17 protein-coding genes are annotated in these 13,971 nt (G+C 66.8%); 4 read left to right on the top strand and 13 right to left on the bottom strand.

All coding sequences use genetic code 11. From position 1 onward, the window contains the following. The first annotated feature begins 50 nt into the window (after nt 1-50). On the top strand, nt 51-545 hold the full coding sequence (locus ASF87_RS16340; protein WP_042537613.1) for a glutathione peroxidase: 495 nt from the start codon (nt 51-53) through the stop codon (nt 543-545). Here the strand turns inward: ASF87_RS16340 and ASF87_RS16335 are convergent. Beyond that, nucleotides 542-1,234 (bottom strand): DsbA family oxidoreductase, encoded by a 693-nt coding sequence (locus ASF87_RS16335; protein ID WP_056377386.1) that lies wholly within the window; start codon nt 1,232-1,234, stop codon nt 542-544. The two genes, ASF87_RS16340 and ASF87_RS16335, sit on opposite strands and share 4 nt — an antisense overlap. Before the next feature lie 53 nt (nt 1,235-1,287). Here ASF87_RS16335 and ASF87_RS16330 point away from each other — a divergent pair, with 53 nt between their 5' ends. After that, nucleotides 1,288-1,902, top strand: a complete 615-nt coding sequence (locus tag ASF87_RS16330) for an AAA family ATPase (RefSeq protein WP_056377384.1) — start codon at nt 1,288-1,290, stop codon at nt 1,900-1,902. On the opposite strand, the gene ASF87_RS16325 is transcribed toward ASF87_RS16330, so the two are convergent. Next, nucleotides 1,842-2,645 (bottom strand): isoprenyl transferase, encoded by an 804-nt coding sequence (locus tag ASF87_RS16325; protein WP_042537618.1) that lies wholly within the window; start codon nt 2,643-2,645, stop codon nt 1,842-1,844. The two genes, ASF87_RS16330 and ASF87_RS16325, sit on opposite strands and share 61 nt — an antisense overlap. Beyond that, a complete protein-coding gene (gene recO, locus ASF87_RS16320) occupies nt 2,642-3,388 on the bottom strand; it encodes a DNA repair protein RecO (protein WP_042537620.1) in 747 nt (248 codons plus the stop codon). Before recO ends, ASF87_RS16325 begins: the two co-directional genes overlap by 4 nt. A 34-nt stretch (nt 3,389-3,422) precedes the next feature. On the opposite strand from recO, the gene ASF87_RS16315 reads away from it, so the two are divergent. Then, entirely contained in the window at nt 3,423-4,118 is a 696-nt protein-coding gene (locus ASF87_RS16315) for a trimeric intracellular cation channel family protein (RefSeq protein WP_042537622.1), read from the top strand. 147 nt (nt 4,119-4,265) lie between these two features. Here the strand turns inward: ASF87_RS16315 and leuA are convergent, their stop codons facing one another. After that, complete coding sequence (leuA, locus tag ASF87_RS16310) at nt 4,266-6,020, bottom strand: 2-isopropylmalate synthase (protein WP_042537624.1); 1,755 nt, start codon at nt 6,018-6,020, stop codon at nt 4,266-4,268. 197 nt (nt 6,021-6,217) lie between these two features. On the opposite strand from leuA, the gene ASF87_RS16305 reads away from it, so the two are divergent. Beyond that, a complete protein-coding gene (locus ASF87_RS16305) occupies nt 6,218-6,856 on the top strand; it encodes a hypothetical protein (protein WP_056377382.1) in 639 nt (212 codons plus the stop codon). Here the strand turns inward: ASF87_RS16305 and ASF87_RS16300 are convergent. The 9 genes from ASF87_RS16300 to ASF87_RS16260 all read right to left on the bottom strand — a co-directional run bounded on the left by ASF87_RS16300 (nt 6,853) and on the right by ASF87_RS16260 (nt 13,946). Further along, nucleotides 6,853-7,803 carry a quinone oxidoreductase family protein gene (locus ASF87_RS16300; RefSeq protein WP_056377379.1) on the bottom strand — a complete coding sequence of 317 codons (951 nt, stop codon included), beginning with the start codon at nt 7,801-7,803 and terminating at the stop codon, nt 6,853-6,855. The two genes, ASF87_RS16305 and ASF87_RS16300, sit on opposite strands and share 4 nt — an antisense overlap. Before the next feature lie 15 nt (nt 7,804-7,818). Continuing rightward, nucleotides 7,819-8,304 (bottom strand): hypothetical protein, encoded by a 486-nt coding sequence (locus ASF87_RS16295; RefSeq protein WP_056377377.1) that lies wholly within the window; start codon nt 8,302-8,304, stop codon nt 7,819-7,821. Further along, nucleotides 8,301-9,284 (bottom strand): hypothetical protein, encoded by a 984-nt coding sequence (locus ASF87_RS16290; RefSeq protein ID WP_056377376.1) that lies wholly within the window; start codon nt 9,282-9,284, stop codon nt 8,301-8,303. The genes ASF87_RS16295 and ASF87_RS16290 overlap by 4 nt, the downstream gene beginning before the upstream one ends. Next, on the bottom strand, nt 9,274-9,801 hold the full coding sequence (locus ASF87_RS16285) for an RNA polymerase sigma factor (RefSeq protein WP_056377373.1): 528 nt from the start codon (nt 9,799-9,801) through the stop codon (nt 9,274-9,276). The genes ASF87_RS16290 and ASF87_RS16285 overlap by 11 nt, the downstream gene beginning before the upstream one ends. A 51-nt stretch (nt 9,802-9,852) precedes the next feature. After that, nucleotides 9,853-10,749 carry a GTPase Era gene (gene era, locus ASF87_RS16280; protein WP_200933779.1) on the bottom strand — a complete coding sequence of 299 codons (897 nt, stop codon included), beginning with the start codon at nt 10,747-10,749 and terminating at the stop codon, nt 9,853-9,855. Continuing rightward, nucleotides 10,742-12,037 (bottom strand): hemolysin family protein, encoded by a 1,296-nt coding sequence (locus ASF87_RS16275; RefSeq protein ID WP_042537638.1) that lies wholly within the window; start codon nt 12,035-12,037, stop codon nt 10,742-10,744. The genes era and ASF87_RS16275 overlap by 8 nt, the downstream gene beginning before the upstream one ends. Continuing rightward, nucleotides 12,034-12,492 carry an rRNA maturation RNase YbeY gene (gene ybeY / locus ASF87_RS16270; RefSeq protein ID WP_042537641.1) on the bottom strand — a complete coding sequence of 153 codons (459 nt, stop codon included), beginning with the start codon at nt 12,490-12,492 and terminating at the stop codon, nt 12,034-12,036. Before ybeY ends, ASF87_RS16275 begins: the two co-directional genes overlap by 4 nt. 16 nt (nt 12,493-12,508) lie before the next feature. Next, the gene (locus tag ASF87_RS16265; protein ID WP_235558991.1) at nt 12,509-13,534 is read right to left on the bottom strand and encodes a PhoH family protein; all 1,026 of its coding nucleotides are present in this window, start codon (nt 13,532-13,534) and stop codon (nt 12,509-12,511) included. Between the two features lie 64 nt (nt 13,535-13,598). Next, nucleotides 13,599-13,946: an HIT domain-containing protein gene (locus tag ASF87_RS16260; RefSeq protein WP_042537645.1), complete on the bottom strand. Its 348-nt coding sequence runs from the start codon at nt 13,944-13,946 to the stop codon at nt 13,599-13,601. Nucleotides 13,947-13,971 lie beyond the last annotated feature (25 nt).

Here is a 13,971-nt window from a genome sequence, read left to right as displayed (position 1 = left end):
ATTCTCCCAGACCCGGAGCCGGTATCGGCGCACCGATCTAAGCTGTGAATATGACCGATCCCGCAGTGCGTTCCATCCCCTTCATCGACGCCGACGGCAACGAGAAGACGATCGACGATCTCGGCGCCGACGTGGTGCTCGTCGTGAATGTCGCCTCGAAGTGCGGCCTCACTCCGCAGTACGAGCAGCTCGAAGAACTGCAGCGTCTGTACGGCGACCGCGGGTTCAGCGTCGTCGGGTTCCCGTGCAATCAGTTCTTCGGTCAGGAGCCCGGTTCGGTCGATCAGATCCTCGAGTTCTGCTCCACCACCTACGGGGTGACGTTCCCCATCAACGACAAGGTGAAGGTCAACGGCAAGAACGCCACCGACCTCTACAAGACGTTGAAGGAGACTCCGGATGCCGGAGGCAAGGCCGGCCGCGTCGAGTGGAACTTCGAGAAGTTCCTCGTTCTGCCCGACGGCGAGGTCGTCCGGTTCCGCCCGAAGCAGAAGCCGAACGACCCCGAGATCGTCGGCGCGATCGAAGCCGCGCTGACCCGCTAGACGGCTGCGGCCTCGGGCTCGGCCTCGGCGTCGCCGCGCTTGGCCCAGAGGTCGCGCAGCACGTTCTCGAATGCGGCCGGCGGCTGCGCGCCGCTGATGCCGTACTGCCCGTCGATCACGAAGAACGGCACACCCTGGATGCCGTAGGCCTGAGCCTGCGCCTGGTCCTGGCGGACATCCGGGAGGTGACGGGCGGAGACGAGGGCCTCGCGTGTGTCATCGGGGTGGAGCCCCACCTCGACGGCGAGCTCGACCAGGTCGTCGATGCGGCCCACGTGCTTGCCCTCGGTGAAGTACGCGGACATGAGCCGCTCTTCCATCTCGTGCTGCAGTCCCTGCGCCTTCGCGAAGTGCAGCAGCTCGTGCGCCTTGACCGTGTTGGTGTGCTGCAGCAGGTCGAAGCGGTACGCGAGACCGGCGTTCTCGGCGACGCCGGTGACGTGCGAGAGCATCTGCTCGACCTGCTCGCGCGGCATCCCCTTGTGACCTGCGAGGAAGTCGATCTCATCGCCGTCGAAGTCGACAGGAGTGTCGGGCGACAGCTCGAACGAGTGGAAGGTGATGTTCACCTGCGGGGCGTCTTCGTCGCCGGCGACGGCTTCGAGTCCCTTCTCGAGGTTGCGCTTGCCGATGTAGCACCAAGGGCAGGCGATGTCGGACCAGATGTCAATCGAGATGGCTTCACTCACACTGACATCCAACCGTATGCACCTATGGGCTATTCCGTCGTTAGGATTCTCAGATGCTCTCCGCCGTCGATCCGCTGCCGTTCCGGCCTGCCCGCGTTCTGATCGCGGGCGTCACCGGGTCGGGCAAGACGACGCTCGCGCGGCGCGTTGCCGAGCTGTGGCAGCTTCGACACATCGAGATCGACGGCCTGTTCCACGGTGAGAACTGGACCCCGCGTCCCTCCTTCCTCGACGACGTCCGCGAGTTCGCCGCCACGGACCGCTGGGTCACCGAGTGGCAGTACACGAGCAAGGGCACCGACGCGATCATGACGCCTCGCGCGCAGCTGGCTGTCTGGCTCGACTATCCCTGGCCGGTCGTCCGCGGCCGGCTTGTCCGACGCACTCTCAGCCGCAGCATCCTGCGAACGGAGATGTACAACGGGAACGTCGAGAGACCCATCTGGCAGCTGTTGGCCACGCGGGATGCGGAGCGCAACATCCTCTCCTGGCAGTCGAAGACGCGGATGTTCTGGACGACTCAGATGCCTGAGAAGCAGGAACGATTCCCGCACCTCACGATCGTGCGGCTGCGGCATCCGCGCGAGACGGAGAGATGGCTGCGCGCTCAGGCAGAGGCGTCAGGCGCGTCGATCGCTCCACCGAAGCGACGGTCACGCGACAGATAGACCCCGATCGCGCGCCACAGCTCTTCTCGCGAGAAATCTGGCCAGAGAGTGTCGAGGAACACCATCTCGGCATACGCCGCCTGCCACAGCAGGAAGTTCGAGGTGCGCTGCTCACCCGAGCTGCGCAGGAACAGGTCGACGTCCGGCATGTCAGGCACGTAGAGGTTGCGACGGATCATCTTCTCGGAGATCGCGTTCGGCTTCACCCGACCGGCCGCGACGTCGGCGGCGATCGAGCGCATCGCGTCGACGAGCTCGATGCGGCCGCCGTAATTCACGCACATGGTGAGTGTGAGGACGTCGTTGTTCTTGGTCAGCTGCTCGGCGTACTGCAGCTCCTTGATGACGCTGCCCCACAAACGTGGCTTGCGTCCGGCCCATCGGACCCTCACGCCCCACTCGTTGAGCTGATCGCGTCTGCGATGCAGGACATCTCGGTTGTATCCCATGAGGAAGCGCACCTCGTCAGGAGAGCGCGCCCAGTTCTCCGTCGAGAACGCGTAGACGGAGAGGTGCTTCACGCCTGCCTGGATCGCACCGGCGACAACGTCGAGAAGCACCTCCTCCCCTGCCTTGTGCCCTTCGACGCGGCTGAGCCCCCGACGGTTGGCCCAGCGGCCGTTGCCGTCCATGACGATCGCGACGTGCTCAGGAACCGATCGGAAGCTCGGCGGATAGACACCGGTCCAGTCGAGCGGGCGATAGGCCACCGCATCCTTGTGTGTGTATGGCTTGGGACTCACCGTGCTCCTTCTCGGGGAATGTCGGCCACCAGGTGCTCGAGCGAGCGGATGCCGCGCTCCAGGTGCCATTGGGCGTAGGCGGCGACGAGGCCGGATGCCGCGGCATTGTCGGCGTGCGGAGCAGCGTCGATCGCTTCCCATTCGCCGGCCATGAGCGACCGCAGCAGCGACAGAGTCTTCTCCGCCACCTTCGGGCTGCCCGCCGGCGCGCAGTTCGGGCACACGGCCCCACCGAGCTGCCCGACGAAATGCGCGTGCGGCCCGGGGGTGGCGCATCGCGCGCAGTCGCCGAGCGACGGAGCCCACCCCGACAGCGCCATGACGCGCAGCAGATAGGAGTCGAGGATGCTGCGGGGCGAATGCTCGCCCCGAGACAGTGCACGCAGGCCACCGACCAGCAGGAGGTACTGATCGGGCGTCGCCTCGGAGTCGCTGAGGCGGTCGGCAGTCTCGACCATCGCGTTCGCAGAGGTGAATCGGTCGTAGTGGGCCGCGATGTCGGATCCGTACGAGCCGAGCGACTCGGCCTGCTGAACGATGTCGAGAGTGCGCCCCTGGTAGAGCTGCACATCGGCGACCATGAACGGCTCGAGACGCGACCCGAACTTCGACGACGTGCGTCGCACGCCCTTCGCGACTGCGCGGATCTTGCCGTGTCGCCGAGAGAGCATGGTGACGATGCGATCGGCCTCACCCAGCTTGTGGGTGCGCAGGATCACCGCTTCATCTCGGTAGGTGGGCACCGTTCGATTATCCTCCGTGCAGGAGAATAGAGGCGTGACCGAACCGCTCTTCATCATTCCGCTCTGGGCGGACCTGCTCGGCGTCGGCCTCGGCGGCGTCCAGGGCGCGATGTTCGCCTCGGGATTCCAGGGCCAGCGACGCCTCGACTGGCTCGGAGTCGCGATCATCGGGATCATGATCGGCATGGGCGGCGGCCTCATCCGCGACATCCTTCTCGGCCAGACCCCCGCGACGCTGCAGAGCAACTGGTATCTGCTCACGGCCACAGGCGCGTCGCTGTTGGGGATGCTGCTCGCGGGACTCTTCAATCGACTGAACACCGTGATCGTGGTGCTCGACGCCGTCGTGATCGGCATGTTCGGTGCGTTCGGCACGAGCAAGGCGATCGCGTTCGGCATCCCTCCCGTGCCCGCCGTCTTCATCGGCGTCTGTGCGGCCGTCGGAGGCGGTGTGCTGCGAGACATGCTCATGGGACTCCCGACGTCGATCATGCACGTCGGCTCGCTCTACGCCGTCGCCGCCGGTGCCGGATGCGTCTTCATCGCGACCGCGAACAGCCTGGGGATGTCGATCACCCTCGCCGCCGTGCTGGGCATCATCGTCACCGCTGTCATCCGCGTGCTCGCCGTGAGCTTCGACGTGTCCCTGCCCGAGCAGAGGCGGCTCTACCGTCGCAAGGTCGCCGCTGAGACCGGAGTCATCCAGGTCGTCAAGCCGAGCGCGGACTGACGCCCGTCGAGTGGGCGCCTCCGGTCGGAATCGAACCCGAATTCCGACCGCCGGTGTCGGGTCGAGGTGATCCCCTCACACAGACATGGCACCTGCTGCCGGTATCACGCACGCATACCGGCAGCAGGTGCCCACTCGAGCCGAGGATCAGACGGCTGCGAGCTCCTGCTGACGCGTGCGGATCGAGCGATTCACGCCAGAGACGATCGCCTTGAGCGACGCCGTCGAGATGTCACCGTCGATGCCGACACCCCACAGGCGCTGGTCGCCGACCTGCAGTTCGACGTAGGCAGCGGCCTGCGCATCGCCACCGGCGCTGAGAGCGTGCTCGACGTAGTCGTAGACCGTGATGTCGAAGCCCTGTCCGCGGAGCACCTCGACGAACGCGGCGACCGGACCGTTGCCGTTGCCGGCGACGGCCACCTGCTGGTCGTCGTCCCGGAGCACGACGTCGAGCACCACATCTCCTGACATGTCGCTGCGGGTCTGCGTGGCCAGCAGCTCGAAGCGACCCCACTTGGCTGCCTCATCGGCCGCCGGCAGGTACTCGTCGTTGAAGATCGACCAGATCTGCTCGCTCGTGACCTCGCCGCCCTCGGCATCGGTCTTGGTCTGGACGACACCCGAGAACTCGATCTGCAGCTTGCGGGGCAGGTCGATCGCGTGGTCGGCCTTGAGCAGGTAGGCGACACCGCCCTTGCCGGACTGTGAGTTGACGCGAATCACGGCCTCGTACGAACGGCCGAGATCCTTCGGGTCGACGGGCAGGTACGGCACGGCCCACTCGATGTCGTCGACCGTGACGCCCTCGGCCTCGGCCCGGGCGGCCATCGCCTCGAAGCCCTTCTTGATCGCATCCTGGTGCGATCCGCTGAACGCCGTGAAGACCAGGTCGCCGGCCCATGGGCTGCGCTCCGGCACCGGCAGCTGGTTGCAGTACTCGACGGTGCGCTTGACCTGGTCGATGTCGCTGAAGTCGATCTGCGGGTCGATGCCCTGCGTGAACAGGTTGATGCCCAGCGCCACGATGTCGACGTTGCCGGTGCGCTCGCCGTTGCCGAACAGGCAGCCCTCGATGCGGTCGGCGCCGGCCATGTATCCGAGCTCGGCGGCGGCGATCGCGGTTCCGCGGTCGTTGTGGGGGTGCAGCGAGAGGATGACGTTCTCGCGGTGTGCGAGGTTGCGGCTCATCCACTCGATCGAGTCTGCGTAGACATTCGGCGAGGCCATCTCGACAGTGGCGGGGAGGTTGATGATCACCTTGCGGTCGGGAGTCGGCTCGAAGACCTCGATCACCTGGTTGCAGACATCGACCGCGAACTCGAGCTCGGTGCCGGTGTAGCTCTCGGGCGAGTACTCGTAGTAGACCTTGGTGTCAGGGATCGTCTTCTCGTACTGACGGCACAGACGTGCACCCTCGAGCGCGATATCGATGATGCCCTGCTTGTCGGTGCGGAACACGACCTCACGCTGCAGCACGCTGGTCGAGTTGTAGAGGTGCACGATGGCCTGCTTCGCGCCGGCGATCGACTCGTAGGTGCGCGCGATCAGGTGCTCGCGAGCCTGCGTCAGCACCTGGATCGTCACGTCGTCGGGGATCAGGTTCTCTTCGATGAGCTGACGGACGAAGTCGAAATCGGTCTGGCTGGCCGAGGGGAACCCGACCTCGATCTCCTTGTAGCCCATGCTGACGAGCAGTTCGAACATGACGCGCTTGCGCTCGGGCGACATCGGGTCGATGAGCGCCTGGTTTCCGTCGCGGAGATCGACCGCGCACCAGCGAGGAGCTTCGGTGATCCGGGCGTCGGGCCAGGTGCGGTCGGGCAGGTTGACCGTGATCTGCTCGTGGTACGGCCGGTACTTGTGGATCGGCATCGCGGACGGGCGCTGAGTGTTCTGCATGATGGGGCTTCTTCTCTTCGTCAGAAATGTGAACGGGCCAACACAAGCGCCGCGACGAGGAAGGCCCTAGCTTTAGGACTCGTCGCGGCAGCTAAGAAGAAGCAGACCGCCGAAAGGCATGCGGCCATGGTAGCAGGGATCCGGAAGTCGTCTGACTCGCTGCTGAGACGATCCACCGACACGAGACACTGTCAGACATGGGCACATCGCGCAGTCGCATGCTTCTCGCCGTCGTCGCACTCGTGGGGGCACTCGGCCTCGCCGCGTGCACCGCCGGCATCGGCTCCTCCCCCGCGCCCACGAGCTCGGGATCGCCCACGTGGGATGCCGCGAACGCGGCACCGCCGGAGGGCCGCGTCATCGGCACGGGCACGGTTCTCGACGTCGCCGGCGAGGCGCAGCTGTGCCTCGGAGTCGTCGCCGAGTCCTACCCGCCCCAGTGCACGGGGATCCCGCTCGATGGCTGGACGTGGGAGGGGGTCGACGGCAGCGAGACCAGCGGAGACACGACGTGGGGCACCTACGCCGTCTACGGCGCCTTCGACGGCGAGCGGTACACCGTCACCGACCCGCCCATCATGCTCGCGCTCTACGATCCCGTCCGCCCGGAGGACCCGGCGAACGGTGTCGACGGCACGAGCTCCGAGGCCGACCTGATGCGAGTACATGATGACCTGTCGGCGTCACTGGGACGCGATGCCCTGACCCTCTGGACCGAGCGCGGCTATGTCTGGGTCAGCGTCGTCTGGGACGACGGCACGCTGCAGGATGTGGTCGATGAGGCATACGGTGACGGAGTCGTCCTCGTGACGTCGGCTCTGCGCCAGATCGACTAGGACGACGGGATCAGCGCGAGCTTGCCGCCGGGGTGACCGCCGGAGAGCAACCGCAGTGCAGCAGGCGCCTCGTCGAGCGGGAAGGTGCGCGCCATAGGGACGACGAGGTCGCCGTTCTGCGCGAGCGCGACCAGCTCGGCACGGATGTCGTCGCGGAACCGGGCGCTCTCAGGCATGGATCCTGCTATCACCTGGATGCCGTCGGCACCGGCCCGCTGCGCCGCGGCGATCGTCACGATGCGACGACGTTCGTCGACCAGTTCGAGGGACACGTCGATGGCTTCATCGGTACCGACGGCATCGAGCGCCGCGACCACCGCGCCGCCGGCCGCTGCCGTTCTCACGCGGTCAGCCAGCCCCGGGCCGTAGGTGACGGGGATGCCGCCGAAGCGCTCGACGACGTCGAATCTCTTCGCACTCGCGGTGCCGATCACGCGGATGCCGCGCAGCGCCGCCTGCTGAAGCACGCTCACCCCGACCGCACCTGATGCGCCGTGGAGCAGAATCGTCTCGCCCGGGGCAGAGCCCGTGACCCAGAGCATCTCGGCTGCCGTGGTTCCGGCCAGCAGCAGGTTCGCCGCCTCCGGGTGAGTGAGGGTGGTCGGCTTCGCGAAGATCTTCTCGGCGGGGACGGTCAGCTCGGTCGCGTAGCCCCCGCGCACCCGAAAAGCGACGACCTCGTCGCCCACGGCCGCGTCACCGGATCCGATACGGGTGTCCGGGCCGAGCGCGCTGATCCGTCCGGAGACCTCGTAGCCGATCGGAACCGGGAGCTGCGCCCCGGAGCGGGCGGACGCGACATGCTTGGCGTCCGCCGGATTCACGCCGGCCGCGTGCACCCGGATCGTGACCTCCCCGCGGCCCGGGGGCGAGACCTCGTGCTCGACGAACTCCCATGTGTCAGGGGCGCCCCACGAAGACGCGATCCAATGCTCGGCGATTGTCATGTCGCGACCCTACCCTCAGAAGACGCACCGGACATTGGTCGCCGTTCCGGCGATGTTGGCCCACCCTCCTGCGGGTGCGGTGGCGAGCACCGTGGAGTTGTTGCGTGCCTGGGCATAGCCCGCCGACCGCGCGTCCGCGATCGACTTCGCCGAGAACGACGACGGGATCGAGAGTATCCCGCAGATGCTCCAGCTCAACTTCGCGCCGCTCAACGACGATCCGGTGTAGACGCACACGGTGCCTGTGGCGCAGCTGCCCACCGAAGCCGCCGAGACAGCGCTGCGCTGTTCCAGCACGACGAGATCCATCCCCAGCCTGGGCCACACGGCATGCTGCGCATCGACGATCACCCCGCCGGGAACCTCCGCCATCACGTCGAGGATCAGCGGGTCGATGCTCCCGCCCGTGTCGGCTCCGGCGTCCGCGAATGCCGGAGCGCCGAGCATCAGTATGCTGAGCAATCCGCCGACGACTGCGGCGAGCAGCCCCCGACGTCTCATCTCACGAGATCCTCATCGACGTCCCACATCGTGTACGAGATGATCGTGCCACCGGCCATCAGATCGTTCGTGATGAGGTTGGTCCGCTCGACGCCGATGATCCTCCCGGTGTCGAGAGACAGGAGCACGACGTCGCTCGCAGCCCCGTCCGTCGTGATCACTCGCAGTCCTGCGGCCTGCCGTCCCAGGCGGTCGGCAGTCGTGCCGAGCGCCTCCACTCCGTCCGCATCCGCGAGGATGTCGAGCACCTGCGACTCCTGGGCGTTCGTGAGGGTCCATTGCTCGAGCACCGATGTCGCAGCGGCGACGACTTCGGACCCGGTCGGATCCGACGGCATACCGAACGCCATGAGGGCCGCGGACACGTCCTCGCGGGAATCGCCGAAGACGTCGGGAACGGGGGTCGAGAACTGACCGGGCTCGATGGGCAGGTCTACGACGACCTCGCCCGAGCTGCTGATCTCCGCGCCGACGTTCGCAGACGCGTCGGTCGGGTCATAAGGCACACCCCTCACCGAGACCATCCGCCCCGAGAGGTCGGGTTCCCAGCGAAGGGTGTTGAGCTGCGGGACCACCTTCGTCGCCCCGGTGCTGCCGTTGATGTCCAGCCCCCACGTCGCCGACCTCACGACGCGCTCCGGATCGGCAGGTCCAGGCGTCGCGCGGAGCGTCGCCTGCGCCGTGTCGAGCGTCTCGGCCGTGCCCTCCCCTGCAGCGAAGTCCAGGGGTGCGGGCGAGCCTGCGACCGCCGCCCACTGGGGAACCAGGACGGCGACGGCCACGACCACGGCCGCGGCCGCCATCGCGATGCCGGAAGCCCATCCGAGAGCACGCCTCCGCTGAGGCCGAGGCTTCGAAGCGGTGCGGATGATCCGATCCCTTGTCCGCTCCGCCGCGGGGTCCGGCTTCGCATCGCGTGGCGTCCGGGCGGGATCGGCCTCCGTCAGGACGCGTTCAAGCAGAGCATGGTCATCCGTCATGATCCCTCCGCCCCTCCAGTCCGAGCTCCGCACACAACTTCGCCTGTGCACGCGAGAGCGTCTTCCGTACCCGGAGACGCGGGCTGCGCAGCAACTCGGCGATCTCCCCCACTGCGAGCCCATCCCAGTACGTCAGCATGATGATACGCCGCTCACGCCCGGTGAGGACACCCAGAGCTGCGAGCACCCTCGCGCGAGTGGCCAGGGCAGGCGGGTCCTTCTCTCCGGACACACCACCGTGCACGGCGTCGATGGCCGTGCGCCGCAGCGTCGACCGACCCGATCGCCCTCCGAGCACCCGATCGGCCGCGCGGATCAACCAGATCCGATCCATCGGCTTCGTCGGAACGAGCCGGGACCATGCCAGGAGGAAGATCTCGGAGACGATCTCCGTCACCTCAGCGGGGTCCTCGACGACGCCTTCGACATGATGCCTGACCGCCGCCCAGTTGGCGTCGAAGAGCCGGGTGAAGGCTTCGTCCCTCTGGGTCTCACGGTTCTCACCGCGGGCGCTCATCTCTCTCGTCCGCCGGAGCACCCGATCCGCGTCGCGTCTCGGAGTCGCATGTCAGAAGCCGAGGCGGCCGAGCTGCTTCGGGTCGCGCTGCCATTCCTTCGCGACCTTGACGTGCAGGCCCAGGAAGACCCTCGTGCCGAGGAGCTCTTCGATGCCGGCACGGGCGCGGCGTCCGACGTCGGCCAGACGCTTGCCCTTGTGACCGATGATGATCGCCTTCTGGCTGTCGCGCTCCACCACGATCGACGCATGCACATCGGTCAGGTCGGTTCCTTCGCGGGGGGCGATGTCGTCGATCACGACCGCGATCGAGTGGGGAAGCTCGTCTCGGACCCCGTCGAGCGCCGCCTCGCGGATCATCTCTGCGATGCGATCCTCTTCCGACTCATCGGTCGTGATTCCCTCGCCGTAGAGGGCGGGGCCCACCGGCATGAGGGAGAGGACTTCATCCGCGAGGACCTCGAGCTGGTCGTTCGTGAGCGCCGAGATCGGGATCACCGCATCCCAGTCCTCGCGCAGCGCATCGACCTCCAGGAGACGCTCGGTGATCTCGTCGCGGTTCGCGGCATCGGTCTTGGTGACGATGGCGATCTTCTTGGCGCGACGGTATCCGTCGAGCGAGGCAGCGATGCGGCGATCGCCCGGTCCGACCTTCTCGGTCGCCGGCACGCAGAAGCCGATCACATCGACATCGCCGAGCACCTGCTCGACGAGGTCGTTCAGGCGCTCGCCCAGAAGCGTACGGGGCTTGTGGATGCCGGGGGTGTCGACGATGACGAGCTGCCCCGCGGGGCGGTTCACGATCCCGCGGATCGCGCGGCGGGTCGTCTGCGGCTTCTCACTCGTGATGGCGATCTTCTCGCCGACCAGCGCATTCGTGAGAGTCGACTTTCCGACGTTCGGGCGCCCCACGAAGGTCACGAACCCGCTTCGCGTCTGCTCAGTCATCGTTTCCGTCTCTCTCATCTGCGGCGTTATCCGCGTCGTCTGCCGCGCGTTCGACGAACACGGTCGCGATTCCGCGGCCGCGTCCTCGAGACGCGCCGCCGGTGAGGGTCAGCCCCTCCACCGTCGCCGTCGATCCCGGTTGCGGAACCTGGCCCAGTGCCTTGCCCAGCAGACCGCCGATGGAGTCCACGTCCTCGTCCTCGAGTTCGAGACCGAACAGATCGCCGACGTCCTCCAGCGAGAGTCGGGAGCTCACGCGGTAGCGTCCGTCGCCCAGTTCGACGACTTCAGCTGATACCTGATCGTACTCGTCGGAGATCTCGCCGACGAGCTCCTCGATGAGGTCCTCCAGCGTGACGAGGCCCGATATGCCTCCGTGTTCATCGATCACGAGGCACACGTGCACGGCGTCGCGCTTCATCTGCTGAAGCAGCGTCTCGGCGCGCATGGACTCGGGCACGAAGGTCGCCGGACGCGAGATGGGGCGGATGGACGCCGTGCGCCAGGCGTTCTCATCGCGGAAGGCGAACAGCACCAGGTCCTTCAGGTACAGCACGCCGACGACGTCGTCGGCGTCGTCGTCGACCACCGGCATGCGTGACACACCACGCTGCAGGAACAGCGTCATGGCCTCGCTCGTCGTCGCGGTCGCATCGACCGTCACCATCTCGGTGCGGGGCACCATCACGGCACGGACGAACTGGTCGGTGAAGTCGAACACCGAGTGGATGAGGTCGCGATCGTCGGCCTCGATCAGGTCGTTCGAGGCGGCCTCGTCGACCATGCTGAGCAGCTGCTCCTCGGACGTGAACGAGCTGCGGCCGCGTCCGGGGGTGACCCGGTTGCCGAGCAGCACCAGTCCCTGGGCGAGCGGCCCGAGGATGATGCGAAGCCCGCGGACGATCCGCGCATTCGCGCGGAGCATGCCTTCGGCGTGATGCCGGCCGAAGGAACGCGGGCTCGCCCCCACCAGCACGAAGCTGATGCCCGTCATCAGCAGAGCCGCCGCGAGCATCGCCCACCAGATGTTGTCGAACAGGATGCTGAACGCGACCGTGACGAGCACGGCGGCTGCCGTCTCGGCGAGCACGCGGATGAACGCGACGGCGTTGACGTGTGCGTCCGGGTCAGCCGCGATCCGCACCAGCTGGCTGCCGTTGCGCCCTTCGGCCCCCATCTCCTCGATGTCCGAACGCGACGTGACCCCGAAGGCCGCGTCGATCGCCGCCATGAGCCCGCCGAACGCGACGAGCAGAACAGCGCCTGCGAGAAGGAGAGCGGCGGTCATCGTCGACGTTCAGCCGCGGCGAAGCCCTGGATGAGCTCCTTCTGCAGTCCGAACATCTCGCGCTCCTCTTCGGGCTCGGCGTGATCGAAGCCGAGGAGGTGCAGCAGTCCGTGCGTGGTGAGCAGGATCAGCTCATCCATCAGAGTGTGGCCGGCTGCCTGCGCCTGGGCCTCGGCGACCTGAGGGCACAGCACGATGTCTCCGAGCAGCCCTGGTGCCGTGGGGCGATCTTCGGTGCCGGGGCGCAGCTCATCCATCGGAAAGCTGAGAACGTCGGTCGGACCCGGCTCGTCCATCCACTGCACGTGAAGGGCCTCCATGGCGCCCTCGTCGACGAGGACGATCGCGACCTCGGCATCCGGGCTCACGTGCATCTGCGCCAGGTTGAAGTCGGTCAGCCGCTGCAGCACGGTCTCGTCGACATCGATCGCCGACTCGTTGTTGATCTCGATCATGGCTGTGCTCGTTTCATCAGGAGAGGCCTCGCTTCGGCATCCGGTCCCGGGGTCCTGGTCGTTGAGCGCCTCGGCGGTCGGCGCGATTGGCGAACTCCGCGGCTTGCTCGCGCTCGAAGCGCTGCGCAGTGCGGCGCTCGTCGTACTCGCTGTACGCGTCGACGATGCGTCCGACGAGCGAATGCCGCACGACGTCGTCGCTCGTGAGTCGTGCGAAGTGGATGTCGTCGATGCCGTCGAGCACTCGGGTCACGAGGCGGAGCCCCGAGGATCCCTGCGGGAGGTCGACCTGAGTGATGTCACCGGTGACGACCATCTTCGAGCCGAAGCCGAGACGCGTGAGGAACATCTTCATCTGCTCGGGCGTCGTGTTCTGCGCCTCGTCGAGAACCACGAACGAGTCGTTCAGCGTGCGGCCGCGCATGTACGCGAGCGGCGCGACCTCGATGGTTCCCGTCGCCATCAGGCGAGGGACGATCTCGGGATCCATCATCTCGTTGAGCGCGTCATAGAGCGGACGCAGGTACGGGTCGATCTTGTCGGTGAGAGTGCCGGGGAGGAAGCCGAGACGTTCCCCTGCTTCGACAGCGGGGCGCGTCAGGATGATCCGGGTGACCTCCTTGCGCTGCAGCGCCTGGACGGCTTTCGCCATCGCCAGATAGGTCTTGCCCGTTCCGGCCGGACCGATGCCGAACACGATCGTGTTCTCCTCGATCGCGTCCACGTACTCCTTCTGTCCCAGGGTCTTGGGCCGGATGACCTTGCCGCGAGTCGACAGGATGGCCTCGCCGAGCACCTCGCTCGGGCGGGGTCCTCCGTCGTTTCGGAGCATGCGCGCCGAGCTCGTGACGTCGCTGGGAGCGAGGTCGTGGCCGGCCTTGGTCATGGTCATCAGCTCGTCGACGAGACTCTTCGCCTTCGCGACGGCGTCCGCCGTGCCCGTGAGAGTGATCTCGTTGCCGCGGACGAGCACCTGCACGTCGCGGTGCTCCTTCTCGAGTATCCGCAGCAGGCGGTCCTGCGGTCCGAGCAGCTGCACCATGGCGACGCCGTCGGCATAGATCTTCTCGACAGCGGTGTCGGATGCGGTGACAGGGTCGTTTTCGTCAGAAGCCAACGAGCTTGTTCTCCTCGATATCGGCGAGCACATGGGCGTGCACGTGGAAGACGGATTGGGCGGCGCTCGCGCCGTTGTTGAAGATGAGGCGGTACTCGCCGTTCGCATGCTCTGCGGCGAGCTGCTTGGCCGCGGCGACCATCTCGGCGAGAAGCCCCGGGTCGCCCTGAGCCAGCTCGGTGACGTCTCGGTAATCCTCGGTCTTGGGAACCACGAGCGCGTGCAGAGGTGCCTGCGGGTTGATGTCGCGAATCGCGAACACCCGGCCGGTGTCCAGCAGGATCTCACCCGGGATGTCGCCGTTGAGGATGCGCGTGAAGATCGAGGGCTCGGACATGCTCTCAGTCTACTGACCGCAGCCC

The organism is Microbacterium sp. Leaf161 (assembly GCF_001423645.1).
GTDB lineage: Bacteria > Actinomycetota > Actinomycetes > Actinomycetales > Microbacteriaceae > Microbacterium > Microbacterium forte.
Note: the sequence above shows the minus strand (reverse complement) of the source record. Positions and strands in the feature narration are given on the sequence as shown.

What these genes read in the sequence shown, in the direction of transcription:
- ASF87_RS16340 (WP_042537613.1), top strand. Translation starts at nt 51, where the DNA reads ATGACCGATCCCGCAGTGCGTTCCATCCCCTTCATCGACGCCGACGGC.
- ASF87_RS16330 (WP_056377384.1), top strand. Translation starts at nt 1,288, where the DNA reads ATGCTCTCCGCCGTCGATCCGCTGCCGTTCCGGCCTGCCCGCGTTCTG.
- leuA (WP_042537624.1), bottom strand. Translation starts at nt 6,020, where the DNA reads ATGCAGAACACTCAGCGCCCGTCCGCGATGCCGATCCACAAGTACCGG.
- ASF87_RS16305 (WP_056377382.1), top strand. Translation starts at nt 6,218, where the DNA reads ATGGGCACATCGCGCAGTCGCATGCTTCTCGCCGTCGTCGCACTCGTG.
- ASF87_RS16300 (WP_056377379.1), bottom strand. Translation starts at nt 7,803, where the DNA reads ATGACAATCGCCGAGCATTGGATCGCGTCTTCGTGGGGCGCCCCTGAC.
- ASF87_RS16295 (WP_056377377.1), bottom strand. Translation starts at nt 8,304, where the DNA reads ATGAGACGTCGGGGGCTGCTCGCCGCAGTCGTCGGCGGATTGCTCAGC.
- ASF87_RS16290 (WP_056377376.1), bottom strand. Translation starts at nt 9,284, where the DNA reads ATGACGGATGACCATGCTCTGCTTGAACGCGTCCTGACGGAGGCCGAT.
- ASF87_RS16285 (WP_056377373.1), bottom strand. Translation starts at nt 9,801, where the DNA reads ATGAGCGCCCGCGGTGAGAACCGTGAGACCCAGAGGGACGAAGCCTTC.
- era (WP_200933779.1), bottom strand. Translation starts at nt 10,749, where the DNA reads ATGACTGAGCAGACGCGAAGCGGGTTCGTGACCTTCGTGGGGCGCCCG.
- ASF87_RS16275 (WP_042537638.1), bottom strand. Translation starts at nt 12,037, where the DNA reads ATGACCGCCGCTCTCCTTCTCGCAGGCGCTGTTCTGCTCGTCGCGTTC.
- ybeY (WP_042537641.1), bottom strand. Translation starts at nt 12,492, where the DNA reads ATGATCGAGATCAACAACGAGTCGGCGATCGATGTCGACGAGACCGTG.
- ASF87_RS16265 (WP_235558991.1), bottom strand. Translation starts at nt 13,534, where the DNA reads ATGGTGCAGCTGCTCGGACCGCAGGACCGCCTGCTGCGGATACTCGAG.
- ASF87_RS16260 (WP_042537645.1), bottom strand. Translation starts at nt 13,946, where the DNA reads ATGTCCGAGCCCTCGATCTTCACGCGCATCCTCAACGGCGACATCCCG.